The following is an 18,753-nucleotide window of genomic DNA, read 5'->3' on the forward strand; positions in this document are numbered from 1 at the left end:
GCAGAGCAATATGTCTGCGGGGATCGCGGTAGAATGACCTCACGGCTGTGGGATCTGACTGAACTTTACGAGAGCGAGCAGGTTGGTCTGCGCGCTTTCGTGCGGCGTATCGTCGGCAATACGGCGACCGCAGAAGATGTCGTTCAGCAGGCCTTTCTCAACATGCTGTCGCGGCCAGACAATGGCTCTCCCGATGCCGTGCCGGGCGCGGCCTATGTCAAACGCGCCGCGCGCAATCTGGCGCTCAATCACCTGCGCGATGCGCGCCGCCGCTCAGATGTGGAGATTGAGGACGACGCGCCGGAGCGTTATGCCGACAGCATGCCTTCGCCGGAAATGACAGCGCTTTATCGCAGCGAGCTGCGCCGTCTTTTGCAGGCCATCGCAGACTTGCCGCCACGCCGTCGTGAGGCATTTGTCCTCAACAGGATCGAAGGCCTGACTTACGATGAAGTGGCCGAGCGTATGGGAATTTCGCGCAATACGGTTATAACCCAGATTTTGGCGGCTCTGGCCGAACTCGACAAAAGGCTCTCCGCATAGGAAGAGCCAAGGCAGTTGTGGGCAGGCATGAAGGATTTCGAGACCGACCCGGTTTTCATGAAGGCGCTGGAATGGTTCGTGCTTTTGCAGGATACCGCCGTCAGCGCCGATGACCGGCGTGCGTTTTCGGCCTGGATGGCATCCGATCCGGCGCACCGTGTTGCTTATGAGCGTGCGCAAGCCCTGTGGCAGCGCTTCGATGCCGTGAAACCCGAATATGACAGGTACAAGGGCTCGAACCGCGTCAGCAGGCGTGGGGTCGTTCTGGGCGGGCTTGCGGCGCTGGTGCTGGCGCCGGGCGCCTATATGTTGTTGCGCCCAGGCCTGTTTGCAACCTACAAGACTGATGTTGGCGAGCGCCGCAGCTTTACCCTTGCCGATGGCAGCACGGTGGAGCTTGGCAGCTATTCCGCCTTGTCGGTTGATTTTTCGGACAAGCGCCGTGATCTGGTGCTGCATCAGGGGCAGGGCTTTTTTCAGGTTGCTGCCGATGCGGCGCGTCCTTTTGTGGTTTCCGCCAAAGGCGGCACCATCACCGCGCTGGGCACAGCCTTCGATGTCAAGCTGGATGAGGATGCGGTTACGGTTTCCGTGGTTGAACATGCCGTGTCGGTGGCCTTTGGCGATGCCACGCCGGTGCGGCTCGACGAAGGCTGGCAACTGACTTTCGGTGGTGATGCGATTGCCGCACCGCATCGCTCCGACAGTCAGATCGTCGAAGCATGGCGCAATGACCGCGTGATCTTCGAAGATGTGCCGCTGCGCCGTGTGCTGACGGAACTCGAGCGTTATCGTCGGGGCAGGATTTTCCTGACCGACGCTGAAATAGGCAATATGCCGGTGACGGCAATCTTCGACACGCGCGATGCAGAAGCGGCGCTAGCCACCATTGCGGAAACTCTTCCCGTTAAGGTTATGAACGCTTCCGGCTGGGTAACAGTCGTCACGCGACGGTAACTTGACAAAAATTATCAAAAATATTTTCCAGACCGATCATTAGTTCGCGCTTCCGAGGTGTCTAACCATCTGAGGGGCTGCTTGGCGGCCGCCATGAAACAGAGTTTCCCGCCCGTCGGCGGGGGTGTCAGACATTGGGGATTGCAGCATGCGCGTGGATAAGACGAGCGGAATTCAGACAGGGATTGGCCAGGGACGCGCAGCTCTTCTTCTCAAATCGAAGCTCTCCTTGCATCTTCTGGCAGCAAGCGCGCTGGTTGCCGTCGCTTCGTTTGCGACAAGCCCGGTCTGGGCGCAGGCGGCAGGTGCCGGGCAGCAGGTGCAGCGCATTTCCTTCAATATTGCCGCACAGCCTTTGTCCAAGGCTCTGGTGCAATATTCCAACAATACCGGCGTCCAGCTTTTCTATGATGCCAACATCGTGCGCGGCAAGAATTCCTCTGGTGCGAAAGGCTCGCTCACCCGTTCGGAAGCGTTGAACAGTATTCTGTCCGGCTCGGGCCTCTCCTACCGCATTCGCGGTAACACCGTGACCATTTCCGCCCAGCAGGCAGGCGACGCGGGAGCTGTGGCTGCGGACGGTTCGCTGCTTCTCGACACGATCACCCTGCAAGGCGCAGTCGCGGGCGACACGTCTGGCAGCGTTGTGGTCGAAAATTCCAGAGGCGCAACCAAGACCGATACGCCGTTGATTGAAGTGCCACAGTCGGTTTCGGTGGTCAGCCGCAAGCAGATCGAAACCCAGAATGCGCAGAGCGTGACGGAAATCCTGCGCTATGTGCCGGGTGTGACGATTGAAACCTATGGACCGGACCCGAAAGGGTATGACTGGATCCTGATGCGCGGTTTCAACGCTCAGTCCACCAGTTCCTATCAGGATGGTCTGCGCCAGCTTTCCAACAGCTACACCTTTTTCCGCACCGACCCCTATGAGCTAGATTCGTTGGAAGTGTTGCGCGGGCCGGTATCGTCGCTCTATGGTCAGAGCGATGCGGGTGGCCTGGTCAATCGCGTCACCAAGAAGCCGCAGGCCGAAGCCTTTCACGAAGCTTCGGTGGAATATGGCAGCTATAACCGCAAGCAGTTCGGCGTCGATCTGACGGGTCCGGTCAATGAAGACAAGACGCTGCTTTATCGCATGATCGGCGTGGTGCGCAAAAGCGATACGCAGTTCGAATATTCCAATGGCGACGAGGTCAAGGACGACCGCTACATGTTCGCGCCGTCGCTCACCTGGGCGCCGGATGCCGACACGTCGCTGACTGTTTCCGGCCAGCTGTTGCGTGATGACAGCGGCGGCAGTGTTCTGCCTGCCACGATCAGCAATCTTTATCCGAACTCCCCGAATATTTTGGTCGGCGATCCCGACTTCAACAGAAGCGTGCAGAAGCAGGGCAGCATCGGCTATGAGTTCGAACATCATCTGAACGATACCTGGACCCTAAAGCAGAACCTGCGTTACGGTCAGGTCAGCTTCCTTCTCGACAATGTACTGGCGCTTGGTCTTGGACCGACGGGGATTACCCGTCAGGCGCGTCGTTTTGACGAGAATATGAGCGGCTTTGTCGTAGACAATCAGGCAGTTGCCGAATTTGAAACCGGCAATATCGCGCATGAAGCGCTGCTCGGTCTCGACTATTCCTATTCCGACTCCGACGTCTCGCAATATCGCGATCCGGCGCCAAGCCTCAATCCGTTCAACCCGTCTTACGGTATTCCCATCGCCGTGCCGACGACACTGACGCAGAGCTATCGCCAGAAATATAACCAGACCGGCATTTATGCGCAGGATCAGATCAAGTTCAACGATAGCTGGATCGTGACACTCGGTGGTCGCTATGACTGGCTGAATCTCGACAACCATAACCGTCTCGATGACAGCGATACGGATCAGAATATCGGCAAGTTCAGCGGTCGCGCCGGCGTCACCTATGTCACGCCTTGGGGCATTGCGCCCTATGTCAGCTATTCGGAATCCTTCGTTCCCAATCTCGGTATGGACAATAGCGGCAACACCTTCGATCCGTCGGAAGGGCGTCAGTGGGAAGCTGGTGTGAAATACCAGCCGAAGGAATTCGATGGTCTGTTCACGATGGCATGGTTCGACATCGTGAAGTCCAATGTGGTTTCCTACAGCTATCTTGATGGTCCGCAGGCAACCGGCGAAGTCCATTCGCGCGGTCTGGAGCTGGAAGGCAAGGTCAACCTTTCCTATGGTTGGGACTTCATTGGCTCCTATACCTACACCCATACTGAAATCACTGAAGACGCTGCCGCCTATATCGGCAAGCAGTCCACAATGGTGCCTGAACATCAGGCCTCGGCATGGCTCAACTACACATTCAACAGCGGCGTTTTGGAAGGGCTGAGCCTTGGTAGCGGCGTACGTTATGTCGGCTCCAGCTATGGTGACAAGGCCAATACCGTCAAGGTTGATGGCCGCACATTGGTCGATGCGGGTGTGAGCTACAAATACAAGGACATGACCTTCCAGCTCAATGCGACGAACCTCTTCGACAAGAAGTATTTCACGACCTGCGAAGATACCGTGAGCTGCTATGAAGGTGATCGTCGCTCGGTCATTGGCCGGGTGAAGGTCAGTTTCTAAGGCGAGTGCTTTGCTGACCCGTCGCCAGATATTACTCGGCTTGTTGTCGGGATCGGGCCTCGCGCTTTGCGCGGGGCCTTCCGGCTTTCTGCATCAGGCACGGGCAGCGGATGCGCCGCGCATTGTGTCGATAGACTGGGCGGCGGCAGAAGCTATGCTTTCTTTGGGCATCGTGCCGGTGGGGCTTTCCGATACGAGTTTCTACCGTCAGCGCATGGCGTTGCCGGTTCTGCCTGACACCGTTGCCGATGTCGGGCCGTTCTGGGAAATCAATCTTGAAGCGCTGGCGGAATTGCGGCCCGATTTTATCATCGCCACCGACTATAATATGGTCATGACGCCGCGCATTGCAGATGTGGCACGGGTGGAGCTGGTGCCAAGTATCACCACACCCAATGTTGAGCGCTATCAGCTTGCCGTCGATATTCTCAACCGCGTGGCCGAACTGTGCGGCGTGCCGCGTTCCGCCACAGATGCGATTGCGCAAATGGCCGAGGACCGCTTTGCCGAGGCGCGGGCCAAGCTTGCCGGGCATCACCATCCTGTCGGGATCATGCTGCCCGATATTGGCGGGCGTGAGATGACCATGTATGGCGCGGGTACGCTGCCGGATGCCGTGCTGCGCAAGCTCGGCCTTGCCAATATCTGGACGGGGCCGGTCAACGGAACCGGCATGGCGCGCGCCGGTCTCGACCGGCTGAAGGACAACCCCGATGCCGCATTTCTGGTGGTTGATATTCCATCGCAACGGCTTCAGACGGAGCGTTCGCTGCAACAAAACGCCATGTGGAAATTGCTCGCCCCTGTGCGCAACAAACGCGTTGCCTGGCTGAACCAGTTTCACCCCTTTGGCGGCATGGCGTCTGCGGTGCATCTGTCGGGGCTGATCGCATCTGCCCTGACGCAGATGCCGGAAAAGGCGTGAGGTTGCGGTGATGAGTATCGGTTCTGTTTCGTCCGGTCAGGAACATGCGCAACGGCATTTTTCGCTTCGCTGGCCCGTGCTGATCATTGCCTTCGTTCTGGTTCTGCTGCTTGTCGTTCAGGGCTTTCTCAGCATTGCAAAGCCTGCTGAATGGTTGCGCATTATCATGGCCCCCGATCTTGACGATCCGCGCCATGTAATCGGCTTTTACAGTTTTCTGCCACGCCTTGCCGTGGGGCTTCTGGTGGGTGGGGTGTTGGGGTTGGGCGGTGCCGTCTTCCAGACCGTGCTGCGCAATCCACTGGCAGAGCCGGGCTTGCTTGGCGTTGCATCTGGCGCGCAGATCGCCCTTGCTCTCGCGCTTGTTTTTGCACCCGGCCTGTGGACCTTCGGCAGCGAACCCATCGCGCTTGCAGGCGCTGCCGTGGCGCTCGGCATTTCCCTGCTGGTCGCTTCGGCAGGGCGGTTCTCATCCACGACCGTCGTGCTGGCTGGGTTGATGGTGGGGCTTTACTGCAACGCTGTTTTCAGCCTGCTTGTCCTGTTCAACCATGATTATCTGATCAATCTTCTGACCTGGCAGGCAGGTTCCCTGCAACAGGGCGGATGGGAGGTCTTCCTCTATCTTCTGCCGCGTCTGCTGCCATTGACTGTGCTGATTTTGCTGTTGCAGCGACCGCTTAACCTTCTATCGCTGGGCGATGGTCAGGCCAAGGGGCTCGGTGTCTCTCCGGCCTTCATGCGGCTGGTACTGTTGGCAGCGGCTGCGGCGATGGCTGCGATCGTCACCAGCAGCCTCGGGCTAATCGGGATGGTGGGGCTTGCTGCTCCCAATCTGGCACGCTCCTTTGCGCCGGGCTATGACGGGCGGCGTCTGGCATGGTCGGCCATTCTGGGGGCGCTTTTGCTCGTGGGCGTTGATCAGCTTTTGCGGGCAATTACGCCCTTTGTCGGCAATATTCCGGCTGGCGCTGCAGCGGGTCTCTTCACCGGACCCGTCTTGGTGATCCTCGCAACGCGCGTGCGGCTTGGCAGTGCGCCGCAAATAGGGGAAGCGGCATCGGAAACCAACGCTCTCAAGCATCCGGGGAGAGCGCTGCTCTTGCTTTGTGGCCTATGTGTCTTGAGCGCGGCTTTGTCATTTCTGGTGGCGAAGAACGCGCAAGGTTGGGCTTTCAGCCTGCCAGATGTGACGGATATGGCGGCGAGTTTCTGGCGCGTCCCGCGCATCTTTGCGGCGGCTGGCGCTGGCGTGTGTCTGGCCATTGCAGGCGTGATCTTGCAGGGCACATTGAGAAACCCGATGGCGAGCCCCGATCTGTTGGGGATCGGTTATGGTGCTGGGGTCGGTCTGGCTGTCGCGGTGCTGTTTCTGCCCAATGCCGGTGGTATGTCCAAACTGGCGGTTGCCACCATTGGCGCTTTTGTCGTTCTGGCAGCGATTGCGCTGATCGGTAAACGCATGGCGTTTCAGCCGGAGCGGGTTCTGCTGGTGGGCGTCGGTCTTGGCAGTGCCTTTCACGCCCTGATGATCCTGCTTCTCGCCAGCGGCAACCCGCGTGTGGCAGGGCTTTTGAACTGGTATTCCGGGTCCATGGGCAATGTCGGCAGCAGCGATGCCGTTCTGGTTTGTGTCTGTGCGCTGGTCGTTTTCCTCGCGGCGATGCTTTTGAAACGCCCGCTTGAAATATTCCCGCTTGGCGATACCACCACCCGCGCTATCGGATTGAAGGTGCCGCAAAGCCGTGGGGTTTTGCTGCTGATCGCAGGCGTGGCGACAACTGCTGCAACACTGACTGTCGGCCCCATCAGCTTCATAGGGCTGATGGTTCCGCATTTCGTGTCGCTGCTTGGCTTTCGCACCATAGGGGTTCGTTTATCGGCAGCGGCGCTGGTCGGTGCGTTGATGTTGATCTTCGCCGACTGGTTGGGGCGCAATATCGCCTATCCATGGCCAATGTCGCCGGGTCTCATCGCTTCGCTGGTGGGCGGTATCTGGTTCCTTTGGCTGCTCTATCGCAGGAAAGGGATCGTCAGCTAGACGCCCGTCTTGGGGGTGACTCGAAGCACGCGCCAACCGAGCAGCGTGAAGCCGATAGATAGCAGCAGGTTGATGATGTTGAAGAAGCAAAAGGCGGCATAGGCAGTGGTGCTGACCCCAAGTGCCGCCGCCATGTAAGCACCACAGCTGTTCCATGGTATCAGAGGCGAGGTCACGGTTGCGCTGTCGCCGATCACGCGGGACAGGAGGGCTGGCGCGAGGCCCCGGCTGGCAAAGGCCTGTTTGAACATGCGTCCCGGCAGGGCAATTGAAATATACTGATCGGACGTGACCACATTTGTCAGCACGGCGGTCCCGGCAACGGTGGTGACCAGACCGGCATCGGATTTGGTACGGCGGATCATCGGGCCGATCAGGCGATTGAGAATGCCTGCATGTTCGATCACCGCGCCAAAGGCGAGCGCGGTGATGATAAGCCAGATGGTCGTCATCATGCTGGCCATACCGCCACGGCTGAGAATGATATCGATGTCGTGGTCACCAACGGAACTCGTATAGCCGGTGGCCAGCGCCAGCCATGCGCCTTTCAAAAGCGCAAGCGCGCTGGGCAGCGCGGCATCATTGGCAAAAGTGATCACGCGCTGCGGGTCCATAATGACGCCCTGGATCGCTCCGGCCAGAGCGCCGCTGAATATCGCCACGACGGGTGAAACCCGTGCGACCGACAGCATGAAGACCAGCAGCAACGGCAGGAAAGCCCAGAGCGAAACCTGAATCTGGCTGTCGATCTTCGTCAGAAGAGAACTGGCGTCAAAATCGTTCTGCTCACCCAGAAGGCCAAAAAGTACAATCGCCAGAAGCAAAGCCGGGATCGATACCCAGAGAGATTCTCTGATGTGGTCGAATATTTCCGAACCGGCGGACGCTGCCGCCAGATTGACCGTATCGGATAGCGGCGATGCCTTGTCGCCGAAATAGGCGCCGGAAATGACGGCCCCCGCCGTAATGGCGGGCGACAGATTCATATGGGCTGCCACGCCCATCAGCCCGATGCCGATGGTGCCCGCGACAGTCCAGGAACTGCCGATGCTGAATGCGACAGCAGCGCAAACAATGGCAGTCGTGGCATAGAAATAATCGGGGTTAAGCAGTTTCAGCCCATAATAGACCATGGATATGATCGTGCCGCTGAGCGCCCATGTGCCGATCAGTGCGCCCACCGCCATCAGGATGAGAATGGCGGGCAAGCCAGCGGCGATACCGTCGACGACGGATGCGCGGACAGCGGACCATGTCGATCCGTTCTTGTAGGCCACACCTGCGGCGATCATACCGCAGACTGCAAGGGCGATCTGATTGGGGCCGGACGAAGCCTCGTCACCGAACAGATAATAGGAAAGGGCAAGAAAGACGATCAGTGCGATACAAGGCACCAGGGCATCCAGCATGGATGGAGGGCGGACGCCGCTTGTTGAACCCTGTTCGCTTTCGCTCACTCTATGGTCTCCCCGGTAGTGAATTGAGTGTAGGCGTAAGTTTAAACAAAGAAAACTCCGATCTTTCACCAAAGACCGGAGTTTTAATACTTAATTCAGTGCCAGGTTAGTTTCGGAAAGCCCGTGCTGACGATCGTGCCCTTCTTGCCATCGACAATAGCGGGAATGTCAGCCAGTGCGCCGATGGCGGCGGAGTTTCCCGTCGCCTTGGCGAAGTTACAGGCGGCATCCACCTTTGGTCCCATGGAGCCTGCCGGAAACTGGTATTGAGAGAGTGCTTCCGGCGTCGCTTCGTGGATGCCCTTTTGCGTCGGCTTGCCCCAGTCGGTGAAGACCGCCTCGGCATCCGTCGCCATGATGAAGAGGTCGGCATTGAGTTCACGCGCCAGAAGTTCGCTGGCCAGATCCTTGTCGATGACAGCCTCGACACCGCCAAGCGACCGCTCCTTGCCCTTTTCATACATGGTGGGAATGCCGCCGCCGCCCGCGCAGATGAGAATGGTGTCCTTTTCAAGCAGCCATTTCAGCGGGCGTATTTCGAATATCCGCTTTGGCAACGGCGATGGCACAACCCTTCGCCACTTGTCGCCATCCTGCTTGAAGACCCAACCTTTTTCGCCACGGATGCGGTCGGCATCGTCTTTCGAATAGACCGGGCCGACGAACTTGGTCGGGTTCTGGAAACCGGGATCGTCACCATCCACCTCAACCATGGTGAGGACGGTGGCGATGGGAATATCGAACGGCAGAACATTGCCAAGTTCCTGTTCGAGCATATAGCCGATCATGCCTTCCGTCTGTGCGCCAAGCACGTCCAGCGGATAGGCTTCGTCGGGCTTGTAAGCTGCGCCCTGCAAGGCAAGCAGCCCCACCTGCGGGCCGTTGCCATGGGTGATGATGACCTGATGGTCCTTGGTGATCGGCGCGATGGCCTCGACAGCAGTGCGGATATTCTTGCGTTGCACCTCGGCTGTCATTGGCTCGCCGCGCCGCAAAAGGGCGTTGCCGCCCAATGCGATGACGATGCGCATCCTCAATCTCCAATCGTTGCCACAAGCAGAGCCTTGATGGTGTGCAGGCGGTTTTCCGCCTGTTCGAAAGCGATATTGGCGTGGGATTCGAACACTTCGTCCGTCACTTCGAGACCATCCGAAATGCCGAACTGATCGGCGATCTGCTTGCCCACCACGGTTTCCGTGTCATGGAAGGCAGGCAAGCAGTGCATGAACTTCACCTGCGCGTTGCCCGCGGCTTTCATCAGCGCTGCGTTGACCTGATAGGGCTTCAGGAGCTTGATGCGTTCGGCCCAGACTTCCTTCGGCTCGCCCATCGACACCCAGACGTCGGTATGGATGAAATCCACATCCTTGACCGCAGCCTTGACATCATCGGTGATGGTCAGCTTTGCGCCCGATGCTGCTGCGAGTTCCTCGGCGATCTTCCGATACTCTTCGGCAGGCCACAGGTCCTTCGGTCCACAGATGCGCACATCCATGCCCATCAGGCAGCCGACGATCATCAGCGAATGGCCCATATTGGACCGCGTGTCGCCGACATAGGCATATTTGATTTGGGGGATCGGCTTGTCGCTGTGTTCCCACATTGTCAGCACGTCGGCCAGCATCTGGGTCGGATGGTATTCATCGGTCAGGCCGTTATAGACCGGTACGCCCGCATATTTGGCCAGCGTTTCCACGCCGGTCTGGGATGAGCCGCGATATTCGATGGCGTCATACATGCGGCCCAGAACACGCGCGGTATCCTTGAAGGATTCCTTGTGGCCGATCTGCGAACCGGCCGGATCGAGATAGGTGACATTGGCGCCCTGATCGGAACAGGCGACTTCGAAGGCGCAGCGCGTGCGTGTGGAGGTTTTTTCGAAAATGAGGCAGATTTCCTTGCCCGACAGGTGCTTTTGTTCAGTGCGGGCATATTTGGCGCGCTTCAGATCGCGTGCCAGATCCAGCAGGAAGCGAAACTCGCGCGGCGTGTAATCCTGCACCGTGAGAAGCGAACGATTGCGCAGATTAAAGCTCATGATACGTCTCCAAAACTAAATAACGTTGCGATGAGTGTCCGGTGATCAAACCGGATCGCGCCAGATGGGGCAGGTCATGCAATGCCCGCCGCCTCGACCACGGCCAAGCTCCGAGCCGCGAATGGTGATGACTTCAACGCCGGCCTTGCGCAGCAGCGTGTTGGTGTAGGTGTTGCGGTCGTAGGAGACCACCACGCCGGGTTCCAGCGCTACGACATTGTTGCCGTCGTCCCACTGCTCGCGCTCGGCTTCATAGGCGTTGCCGCCTGTTGCGACCGAGCGCAATTTCTTCAGCTCAAGCGCTTCGGCGACCACTTCCAGAAGATGCTTGGTTTCCGGTCGGACGGTGATTTTGCCATCGTCGCCGGGGTAGATGCTGAAACAGCGGATCTGGTCCACCACTTCGCCAAAAATGGTCACGAGGTCGCGGTCGCAAAAGCTGAATACTGTATCGAGATGCATGGCCGCGCGACTCTTCGGCATCACGCAGGCGATGACGCGGGTCGCGGCGTTTGCGGCAAACAGCGCTTCGGCTACCTGGCCGACGGCTTGATAGGTCGTGCGTTCGCCCATGCCGATCAGCACGGTGCCATTGCCGATCGGCATGACGTCGCCGCCTTCCATCGTGGCATTGCCGTGATCGGCGTCGAAGTCACCCCACCAGATCTTGAAATCACCATCCTTGAATTCCGGGTGGTATTTATAGATGGCGCGCTGGATCAGCGTTTCCGGCTGACGTGCTGGCCAGAACATCGGGTTGACCGTCACACCGCCATAAATCCAGCAGGACGAGTCGCGTTGGAAAAGCGTGTTGGGGATTGGCGGAATGATGAATTCCGTACCGCCCAGCACGTCGAGCATCAGTTCCTTGCCCCATATATCGGGAAGGTCGGAAACGGCCACGCCGCCAATGAGAAACTCGGCAAGGTTTTTCGACGGCAGTTCGTCCAGCCATGGGCGCATGGAGTCGGCAACATTGCGTCCCACCTGATTGGCGAGAATGCGCCGGTCGAGCACGAACTGCCGCGCTTCCTTGTCGTTCAGCGTTTCAGCGAGCAGGTCCTGCATTTCCAGAACTTCCACGCCGCGTTCGCGCATTTTGAGCACGAAGTCGAAATGGTCCTTCTGGGCTTCGTGGACCCAGATAACGTCATCGAACAGAAGGTCATGGCAATTGGCTGGGGTCAGTCGTTGATGGGCCAGCGAAGGGCTGCAAACCATCACCGTGCGCAGCTTGCCGACTTCCGAATGCACTCCAAATTGTCTCATCTCGATGCTCCTGTTTGAAACCAGTGGTCTGGGTGGGATGGCTGTGCCGGTCCGGTTGCGTCATCTTGAAAGCCGGCAAAGGACCGTTCCCACGGATGAACATGTCAGAATGGTGTGATGACCCCCGTCCACATCAGATAGATGGCGACCAGAGCCAGCAGGGTAATGCCTGCTGCGATCCACACCTCGTATCCTTCGAAGATTGGCTCGCCATGTTCCTTGCGGGCCTTCGCGTAAACCAGAATGCCGGGTGCAAAGAGCACCGTGCACATCAGCAGGAAGCTTAATCCCGCTGCATAGACGAGCCAGACGCCATAGAGGGTTGCGATCAGGCTCACCCACAGGTCGCGATGCCGCGCCTTGCTGTTGGCGCTGTAGGTTTCGCCGCTGAGCACAAGTTTCAGAGCGAAAGCGCCTGAGAACACATAGGGCGGCAGAATGGCGACCGACGCGATGAAGTAGAAGAACTGGTAGGCGCTTTCGGAAAAATAGGTGAGCAGCATGAAGAACTGGATCGCGAGGTTCGTCGCCCATAATGCGTGGGCGGGCGAGCCGTTCTTGTTCTCGACCGCAAACCATTTCGGGAATGTGCCGTCGCGACCGCAGGAAAACGGGATTTCCGCGCAAAGCAGGGTCCACGACAAAAAGGCACCGCCAACCGAAATCAGAAGGCCGACATTGATGAGCAGTGCGCCCCAATGGCCGACAAGCGGTTCGAAGACACCAGCCATGGACGGCACCTTCAGTCCGGCCAGTTCCGGCTGGCTCATCAGGCCGGTCGACAGCAGCGACACCAGCACATAGATGCCGAGCGCGCCAAGGAAACCGATGACGGTTGCGCGCCCCACATCCTTGCGGTTGGCCGCGCGGGCTGAATAAACACTGGCACCTTCGATGCCGATGAACACCCACAAGGTCACCAGCATGGTGCTCTTGATCTGATGCGTGATGCTGCCAAGGGTCGCTTCTTCACCTCGACCCCAGAAATTGAAGGTGAACTTGTCCCAGTGGAAGGCAATGATGGCGATCAGGATGAACAGCATCAGCGGCACAAGTTTCGCAATCGTGGTGACGATATTGACGAATGACGCCTGTTTGATGCCGTAAAGGACGAGCGTGTGGATCAGCCAAAGGCAGATGGATGCGCCGATGATCGACGGCAGGTTGGAGCCGTCGCCAAAGACCGGGAAGAAGAAGGAGAGCGCCGAGAAAATCGCCACTGCATAGGCCACATTGCCGAGAAAGGCACTGAGCCAATATCCCCAGGCGCTGTTGAATCCAATGAACGACCCGAAACCGGCCTTGGCATAGGCATAAGGTCCGGCATCGAGATCGGGGCGGCGATTGGCCAGCGATTGATAGACCTTCGCCAGCATCAACATGCCGATGCCGGTGATGATCCAGCCGATAATCACCGCGCCAGGCGATGCTGCCCGGGACATGTCCGATGGTAGATTGAAGACGCCCCCGCCAATCATCGACCCAAGAACGAGCGCAATCAAAGGAAACAATGTTAGTTTGTGCGGTTCTTTTTCCACCGCAACCTGTCCGCTGTGCGTATCGGCCATGCAATTCTCCAATCGTGCGCGATTATGAGCATGAAACGAAATTTCACAGACAATGATATGAGAGCTAATCTCGCGTCATTGATCTCGATCAACGGTATAATTATTATTTATCAACGGCACTTTTGCTGGATTTCGTAAGTGAAATTAGTGCAAATTAAATAAAGTCAAGAAATTTTAACAACTTAATTCCGACAAGATATTCCTATGTCAAATTTATTTCTGTTATTTGACTTTTAACCAGCTAAATAATGCAAAAAATAATTTTGATTTTATGTATATCTGTCAAACAATATTTATTTTAGTCGAAAATACTCTGAACGTCAGTGGCGGTCACGCCACGTACGCTGGTTTTTCCGTTTCATCCTCAATGCCATTCATTTTTTCACGCGATACGCAATTAAAACTGCCTGCGACCAAACCCGTGGTTAGCTACAGGCAGGGCAATAAATCAGTAAATTCTAATTGAGAGCTATGGCAGCGATGGAGTTTATCAATATGGTTTTCTTAAAAAAATTCGTGTGGTCCGGTTTTTCCAGATCGCGCGCGTTTAACCTGCGCAAGTGCGCTAAACTGAATTAGCGCCCTTGCCGCAGGTTATGATGTTGCGAAGAGTTTTCCGGTGACCCGACTTCGTAATGCGCGCTTTCGATCTCAGCGGTTACGAAACTGCGGCGGGCGCTTTTCGGCGAAAGCGTTCATGCCCTCACGGCGGTCATCCAGCGCAAAGGTTGAGTAGAGCAGGCGACGTTCGACATAAATGCCTTCCTGCAGGAGGGTCTCATAAGCTTTGTTGACCGCTTCCTTGGCCAATTGAACAACGTGTTGGGAATAGGCTGCAACCTTGGCGGCAAGCTTCACCGCCTCCACCACTTGTGTGCCTGCTGGTACGACGCGGCTCACCAATCCCATGCTTTGTGCTTCCGCGGCCGAAAGCGCGCGGCCGCTCAGAATCATGTCCATCGCCACGGCTTTGCCGACGATCCGGGTCAGGCGCTGTGTGCCGCCAGCGCCGGGAATAATGCCGATGGAGGTTTCCGGCAGCGCAAAGCGCGCGGTTTCGGACGCGATGATCATGTCGCACATCATGGCGATCTCGCAGCCGCCGCCAATTGCATGGCCGGAAACGGCGGCAATCGTCGGCTTTCGTACCCGCGCCAGCCCTTCCCAAGTCGAGGTGATAAGCTGCTCCTCATAGACTTCGGCGAATGTCTTGTCCTTGATTTCCTTGATGTCTGCTCCGGCGGCAAAGGCCCTGTCCGAGCCGGTGATGACGATGGCACCGATGGCCGGATCGGCATCGAAGGCGGCTGCGGCTTCTGAAAGCTCGGCGGTCAGTTGCCGGTTCAGCGCATTCAGCGCTTCCGGGCGGTTCAATGTGATGATGCCGACCTGTCCTTCGACGGTGACAAGGATATTTTCATAAGACATGAGAACCTCTCGGCAAGTTCAGGCGATGCGAACCAGAATTTTGCCCATGCGGGCCGGATCTTCGAGTTGGGCAAAGGCAGCAGGTACATTCTCCAGCGTGACGGCGCTGTGGATCAGCGGTTTAAAGCCGCCCGTCTCCCAGGCGCGGATCAGGCGGATAAACTCCTCCATGCTGCCCATGGTTGAGCCGTGAATGGAAATCTGGCGCACGAACAGGCGTTGAATGTCGGCGGAAGGGTGAGCGCCTGTCGTCGCGCCACAGGTGACGAGGTGGCCGCCGCGCGCAGCACTGCGCAGGCTTGCGCCCCATGTCCGTTCGCCGACATTGTCAATGACGAGATCGGCGCCTTCGCCGCCGGTCAGGCGCAGAACAGTCTTCGGTACATCCTCGTTACGATAGTCGATGACCTCGACGCCGAGATTGCGGAAATGATTGAGCTTGTCATCGCCGGATGTGGTGACGATAACGCGCGCGCCAGCCATGCGGGCAAGCTGCATGGCCGCATAGGCAACGCCGCCGCCCGCACCCTGGATCAACACCACGCTGCCGGGGCCGGTTGGTGCTTTGCCGAACACCATGCGCCATGCTGTCAGATAGGCGACGCCGAGGACGGCGGCCTGATTGTTATCCGCCTTGTTGCTGATCTTGACCAGAGATCGCGCCGGCAGAACCACTTCTTCAGCAAAAGTTCCATGGCGATGCTCGCCGAGAATGCGCGCCGAATGGCAAAGCGGCTGGTCTCCGGCAAGGCAGGGACGGCAGGTGGCACAAAATTCGTAAGGATAGAGTATGACGCGGTCGCCTGCGGTCAAGCTGCTGTCCTGCGGGGCTTCAAGCACTTCGCCCGCACCATCGACGCCCATGATCAGTGGGAGGTCATGGGTAATGCCCGCGCCATTGTCCCGCATATAAAGATCAACGCGATTGATCGAGGCGGCAAGCATCCGCACCCGCGCAAAGCCCGGCGGGCAAGCTGGGCCCGGCATATCCATATAGGCAACGCCAGCTGCGCCGCGCTCTTTCAAAACAATGGCTTTCATGATCGATCTTCCCGCCAAAGAAGGTAAATATATTTACTCAATTTATCAAGCTTCTTTCACCGCATCGTCTAAATATCGGCTTTAAAAGCCTGTTGCCTCAAATGGCATATGGGTATAAATGACAATATATTGCCATACATGGGAGGATATCATGGCTATGGATTCCGATACGCTGGCGCAATTTCTGGATACGCTGCGCCGTTTCGTTGATGACAGGCTGATCCCGGCGGAGGCTGAAGTAGCCGAAACCGACGCCATCCCGGCGGATGTTCTAAGCGAGATGCGGGAGATGGGCCTGTTTGGCCTGACCGCGCCGGAGGAGTTCGGCGGCCTGGGGCTGACGATGGAGGAGGAGGTCCTGGTTATGTTCGAGCTGGGGCGTGCTGCGCCTGCGTTCCGCTCGATCTTCGCCACTAATGTCGGCATCGGAATGCAGGGCATCGCCATTGATGGTACCGATGAGCAGAAGGCAAAATACCTGCCGCTTCTCGCCTCCGGCGAGTTGACCGGTTCCTTTGCGCTGACCGAGCCGGATGTCGGTTCGGACGCGGCTGCGGTCAAGACGACTGCGCGCAGGGATGGGGATTTCTATGTGCTGAACGGCACCAAGCGCTTCATTACCAATGCGCCGCATGCGGGTCTGTTCACGGTGATGGCGCGGACCGATCCGACCCAGAAAGGTGCGGCGGGCGTGTCGGCCTTTGCTGTTGAGCGCGGTACGCCCGGCCTCTCTACTGGCAAGCCGGAAAAGAAAATGGGCCAGCAAGGCGCGCATGTCTGTGATGTGATTTTCGAGGATTGCCGGGTTCCCGCTTCTACTCTGATCGGAGGCATCGAGGGGCAGGGCTTCAAAACGGCCATGAAGGTGCTCGACAAAGGGCGTCTGCATATCGCTGCTGCCTGCGTTGGTCTGTCGGACCGGATCATCGACGACATGCTGGATTATGCGGTTAACCGCCGCCAGTTTGGCAAGCCTCTGTCGGACTTCCAGCTTTTGCAGGCGATGTTCGCGGATTCAAAGGCGGATGCCTATGCGGCGCGCTGCATGGTGCTGGATGCAGCGCGCAAGCGCGACGCCAGGCAGAATGTCAGTGTCGAGGCGTCCTGCGCAAAGATGTTTGCCTCGGAAGCTGTGGGGCGCATTGCTGACCGCAATGTGCAGGTGCATGGCGGCAACGGCTATATTCGTGAATATCGCGCCGAGCAGCTTTATCGCGATGCGCGTCTGTTCCGCATCTATGAAGGCACGACGCAAATCCAGCAGATCGTCATTGCCAAGGCGCTTGTTGCAGACGCGAAAGAGCGGGCCGGTCTGTAACCCCGATGCAGAAGGCGGCGGATTGATCTGCCGCCTTTATTCTATTCGGCAGCGTCTTCGGTTGAGGTCGCTTCGGGGTCAATGGCTTTGAAATTGTGCAGCATCTTGTCGAGGTAATGCAGCATGTGGATCTTGTCCTCGGTCGAGAATCCGTCCAGCGCTTCCTCGTAATAGCCGGTGATGACGGGGCGCATATTTTCGTCCCAGAGGCTAAGGCCCTTTTCAGTCAGCCGGATGAGGCGGGAGCGATTATCGGTTTCCGATACGGCGCGCTCGATATAGCCGAGACTTTCCAGTCGTGACAGGACGCCCGCCAGATTTTGACGGCTGACTAGCAGGAAGGTGGCGAGATCGCCCACCGCGACGCCATTTTCAAAATTCGTACGCGTCAGCGCTCCGAGCACGGCCCATTGCTGGGTGGTGATTCCATATTCTTCGAGCGCGCGCGTGCCCGTTTTATGCAGCATGTTGGCGCATTGATACATCCGGAAGAACAGCCGGTTGCTGAGACCCAGGGACAGGTCGGTAAATTTTGCGCGCTCTTTTGTGGTCTTTGTCATGTTTTCCGCTTCGGTTGTCGGCGACAGAGTGTACGTCCTTCGACTTTAGGTCAAGAGAGTGTGGCATATAAAATAACGTAAATATATTGACATAAATTTCTGCTGGCTGTAACCATTTCAAATGGGAGTTTGATCCGAGGTTCGGAGCTGGCTAAGGCGATAAATGCACTTATAATCGTGGTTATAAGGCGTTGCACCTTTAGTCTGCCATTGGGAAGGAGGGCACCATGCGCGGCCTAAAAGGTAAAGTAGTTGTCGTAACTGGCGGCGGCGGCGGGATTGGCTCAGCCACTTGCCTACGTTTCGCCGAAGAAGGTGCACGTGTTGTCGTTGCCGACATCAGCGCGGATGCCGCCGCAAAGGTCGTGGATGTGATCAAGGCCAAGGGCGGCGACGCCACGGCGATGATCGTGGACCTGACGAATTTCGATGCGACGGGTGCGGCAGTAGCCAAGCTTGAGGCCGAATATGGCCCGGTCGATGTGCTGGTCAACAATGCCGGTTGGGATCTGTTTGTGCCTTTTCTCAAGTCCGAGCCGGACTATTGGGCGAAGATCATCGACATCAATCTGCGTGCCGTCCTGAACATCACCAAGCCGGTTCTGGCCTCGATGGTGGCGCGTGGCAATGGCGGTCGTGTCGTGTCGATCGGCTCAGATGCGGGTCGCGGCGGCTCGTCGGGTGAGTCAGTTTATTCGGCCTGCAAAGCCGGTGTGATCGCCTTCATGAAAACGCTGGCGCGCGAACATTCGCGCAACAACATCACCTTCAACACGGTCTGCCCCGGTGTGACCGAAACGGCCATGCTGGAAAACTTCATGGAAGCGGCGGGCGACAAGGAAAAGCTACGCACTGCCTTTGCCAAGGCTGTTCCGCTCGGTCGTCTTGGCCGTCCGGACGATCTGCCCGGCGCGATTGTATTCCTGTCGAGTGACGATGCGGCCTTCATCACCGGACAGACGATCAGCGTCTCCGGCGGTCTGACGATGCACGGCTAAGC

Annotated in this window: 15 protein-coding genes; 7 read left to right on the forward strand and 8 right to left on the reverse strand. The window is 57.7% G+C overall.

Annotation, left to right across the window (positions count from 1 at the left end):
- Nucleotides 1-33: 33 nt before the first annotated feature.
- The 5 genes from ACTJKP_RS16730 to fhuB all read left to right on the forward strand — a co-directional run bounded on the left by ACTJKP_RS16730 (nucleotide 34) and on the right by fhuB (nucleotide 7,074).
- On the forward strand, nucleotides 34-543 hold the full coding sequence (locus ACTJKP_RS16730; protein WP_440631468.1) for an RNA polymerase sigma factor: 510 nt from the start codon (nucleotides 34-36) through the stop codon (nucleotides 541-543).
- Between the two features lie 27 nt (nucleotides 544-570).
- Nucleotides 571-1,500, forward strand: a complete 930-nt coding sequence (locus ACTJKP_RS16735) for a FecR family protein (protein WP_440631469.1) — start codon at nucleotides 571-573, stop codon at nucleotides 1,498-1,500.
- 148 nt (nucleotides 1,501-1,648) lie between these two features.
- Nucleotides 1,649-4,108, forward strand: coding sequence for a TonB-dependent siderophore receptor (locus ACTJKP_RS16740; RefSeq protein WP_440631470.1), 2,460 nt, complete (start codon nucleotides 1,649-1,651; stop codon nucleotides 4,106-4,108).
- A gap of 10 nt (nucleotides 4,109-4,118) precedes the next feature.
- Nucleotides 4,119-5,033, forward strand: coding sequence for an ABC transporter substrate-binding protein (locus ACTJKP_RS16745; protein ID WP_440631471.1), 915 nt, complete (start codon nucleotides 4,119-4,121; stop codon nucleotides 5,031-5,033).
- A 10-nt stretch (nucleotides 5,034-5,043) separates the two neighbouring features.
- On the forward strand, nucleotides 5,044-7,074 hold the full coding sequence (gene fhuB, locus ACTJKP_RS16750; protein WP_440631472.1) for a Fe(3+)-hydroxamate ABC transporter permease FhuB: 2,031 nt from the start codon (nucleotides 5,044-5,046) through the stop codon (nucleotides 7,072-7,074).
- Here fhuB and ACTJKP_RS16755 read toward each other — a convergent pair.
- The 7 genes from ACTJKP_RS16755 to ACTJKP_RS16785 all read right to left on the reverse strand — a co-directional run bounded on the left by ACTJKP_RS16755 (nucleotide 7,071) and on the right by ACTJKP_RS16785 (nucleotide 15,875).
- Nucleotides 7,071-8,531, reverse strand: coding sequence for a Na+/H+ antiporter NhaC family protein (locus ACTJKP_RS16755; protein WP_440631473.1), 1,461 nt, complete (start codon nucleotides 8,529-8,531; stop codon nucleotides 7,071-7,073). The genes fhuB and ACTJKP_RS16755 overlap by 4 nt on opposite strands.
- A 95-nt stretch (nucleotides 8,532-8,626) precedes the next feature.
- Nucleotides 8,627-9,562 (reverse strand): carbamate kinase, encoded by a 936-nt coding sequence (gene arcC / locus ACTJKP_RS16760; RefSeq protein ID WP_440631474.1) that lies wholly within the window; start codon nucleotides 9,560-9,562, stop codon nucleotides 8,627-8,629.
- A 2-nt stretch (nucleotides 9,563-9,564) separates the two neighbouring features.
- Entirely contained in the window at nucleotides 9,565-10,569 is a 1,005-nt protein-coding gene (locus ACTJKP_RS16765; protein WP_440631475.1) for an ornithine carbamoyltransferase, read from the reverse strand.
- A 45-nt stretch (nucleotides 10,570-10,614) separates the two neighbouring features.
- Nucleotides 10,615-11,838 carry an arginine deiminase gene (arcA, locus tag ACTJKP_RS16770; RefSeq protein WP_440631476.1) on the reverse strand — a complete coding sequence of 408 codons (1,224 nt, stop codon included), beginning with the start codon at nucleotides 11,836-11,838 and terminating at the stop codon, nucleotides 10,615-10,617.
- Between the two features lie 104 nt (nucleotides 11,839-11,942).
- Entirely contained in the window at nucleotides 11,943-13,406 is a 1,464-nt protein-coding gene (gene arcD / locus ACTJKP_RS16775) for an arginine-ornithine antiporter (protein WP_440631477.1), read from the reverse strand.
- 651 nt (nucleotides 13,407-14,057) lie between these two features.
- On the reverse strand, nucleotides 14,058-14,834 hold the full coding sequence (locus ACTJKP_RS16780) for an enoyl-CoA hydratase-related protein (protein ID WP_440631478.1): 777 nt from the start codon (nucleotides 14,832-14,834) through the stop codon (nucleotides 14,058-14,060).
- Nucleotides 14,835-14,852: 18 nt separating this feature from the next.
- Nucleotides 14,853-15,875, reverse strand: a complete 1,023-nt coding sequence (locus ACTJKP_RS16785) for a zinc-binding dehydrogenase (RefSeq protein WP_440631479.1) — start codon at nucleotides 15,873-15,875, stop codon at nucleotides 14,853-14,855.
- Nucleotides 15,876-16,026: 151 nt separating this feature from the next.
- Between ACTJKP_RS16785 and ACTJKP_RS16790 the strand changes: the two genes are divergently transcribed.
- A complete protein-coding gene (locus ACTJKP_RS16790) occupies nucleotides 16,027-17,193 on the forward strand; it encodes an acyl-CoA dehydrogenase family protein (RefSeq protein ID WP_440631480.1) in 1,167 nt (388 codons plus the stop codon).
- 41 nt (nucleotides 17,194-17,234) lie between these two features.
- On the opposite strand, the gene ACTJKP_RS16795 is transcribed toward ACTJKP_RS16790, so the two are convergent.
- Nucleotides 17,235-17,753, reverse strand: a complete 519-nt coding sequence (locus tag ACTJKP_RS16795; RefSeq protein ID WP_280993522.1) for a MarR family winged helix-turn-helix transcriptional regulator — start codon at nucleotides 17,751-17,753, stop codon at nucleotides 17,235-17,237.
- Between the two features lie 227 nt (nucleotides 17,754-17,980).
- Between ACTJKP_RS16795 and ACTJKP_RS16800 the strand changes: the two genes are divergently transcribed.
- Nucleotides 17,981-18,751 carry an SDR family NAD(P)-dependent oxidoreductase gene (locus ACTJKP_RS16800; protein ID WP_078338375.1) on the forward strand — a complete coding sequence of 257 codons (771 nt, stop codon included), beginning with the start codon at nucleotides 17,981-17,983 and terminating at the stop codon, nucleotides 18,749-18,751.
- Nucleotides 18,752-18,753 lie beyond the last annotated feature (2 nt).

Origin of the sequence: Brucella sp. 22210, assembly GCF_052045675.1 — a bacterium.
Taxonomy (GTDB): Bacteria; Pseudomonadota; Alphaproteobacteria; order Rhizobiales; family Rhizobiaceae; genus Brucella.

Excerpts from the sequence above, each read along its gene's own strand:
- ACTJKP_RS16735 (WP_440631469.1), top strand. The coding sequence starts at position 571 with ATGAAGGATTTCGAGACCGACCCGGTTTTCATGAAGGCGCTGGAATGG.
- ACTJKP_RS16785 (WP_440631479.1), bottom strand. The coding sequence starts at position 15,875 with ATGAAAGCCATTGTTTTGAAAGAGCGCGGCGCAGCTGGCGTTGCCTAT.
- arcA (WP_440631476.1), bottom strand. The coding sequence starts at position 11,838 with ATGAGACAATTTGGAGTGCATTCGGAAGTCGGCAAGCTGCGCACGGTG.
- ACTJKP_RS16780 (WP_440631478.1), bottom strand. The coding sequence starts at position 14,834 with ATGTCTTATGAAAATATCCTTGTCACCGTCGAAGGACAGGTCGGCATC.
- ACTJKP_RS16800 (WP_078338375.1), top strand. The coding sequence starts at position 17,981 with ATGCGCGGCCTAAAAGGTAAAGTAGTTGTCGTAACTGGCGGCGGCGGC.
- arcD (WP_440631477.1), bottom strand. The coding sequence starts at position 13,406 with ATGGCCGATACGCACAGCGGACAGGTTGCGGTGGAAAAAGAACCGCAC.
- arcC (WP_440631474.1), bottom strand. The coding sequence starts at position 9,562 with ATGCGCATCGTCATCGCATTGGGCGGCAACGCCCTTTTGCGGCGCGGC.
- ACTJKP_RS16790 (WP_440631480.1), top strand. The coding sequence starts at position 16,027 with ATGGCTATGGATTCCGATACGCTGGCGCAATTTCTGGATACGCTGCGC.
- ACTJKP_RS16765 (WP_440631475.1), bottom strand. The coding sequence starts at position 10,569 with ATGAGCTTTAATCTGCGCAATCGTTCGCTTCTCACGGTGCAGGATTAC.
- ACTJKP_RS16730 (WP_440631468.1), top strand. The coding sequence starts at position 34 with ATGACCTCACGGCTGTGGGATCTGACTGAACTTTACGAGAGCGAGCAG.
- ACTJKP_RS16740 (WP_440631470.1), top strand. The coding sequence starts at position 1,649 with ATGCGCGTGGATAAGACGAGCGGAATTCAGACAGGGATTGGCCAGGGA.
- fhuB (WP_440631472.1), top strand. The coding sequence starts at position 5,044 with ATGAGTATCGGTTCTGTTTCGTCCGGTCAGGAACATGCGCAACGGCAT.
- ACTJKP_RS16795 (WP_280993522.1), bottom strand. The coding sequence starts at position 17,753 with ATGACAAAGACCACAAAAGAGCGCGCAAAATTTACCGACCTGTCCCTG.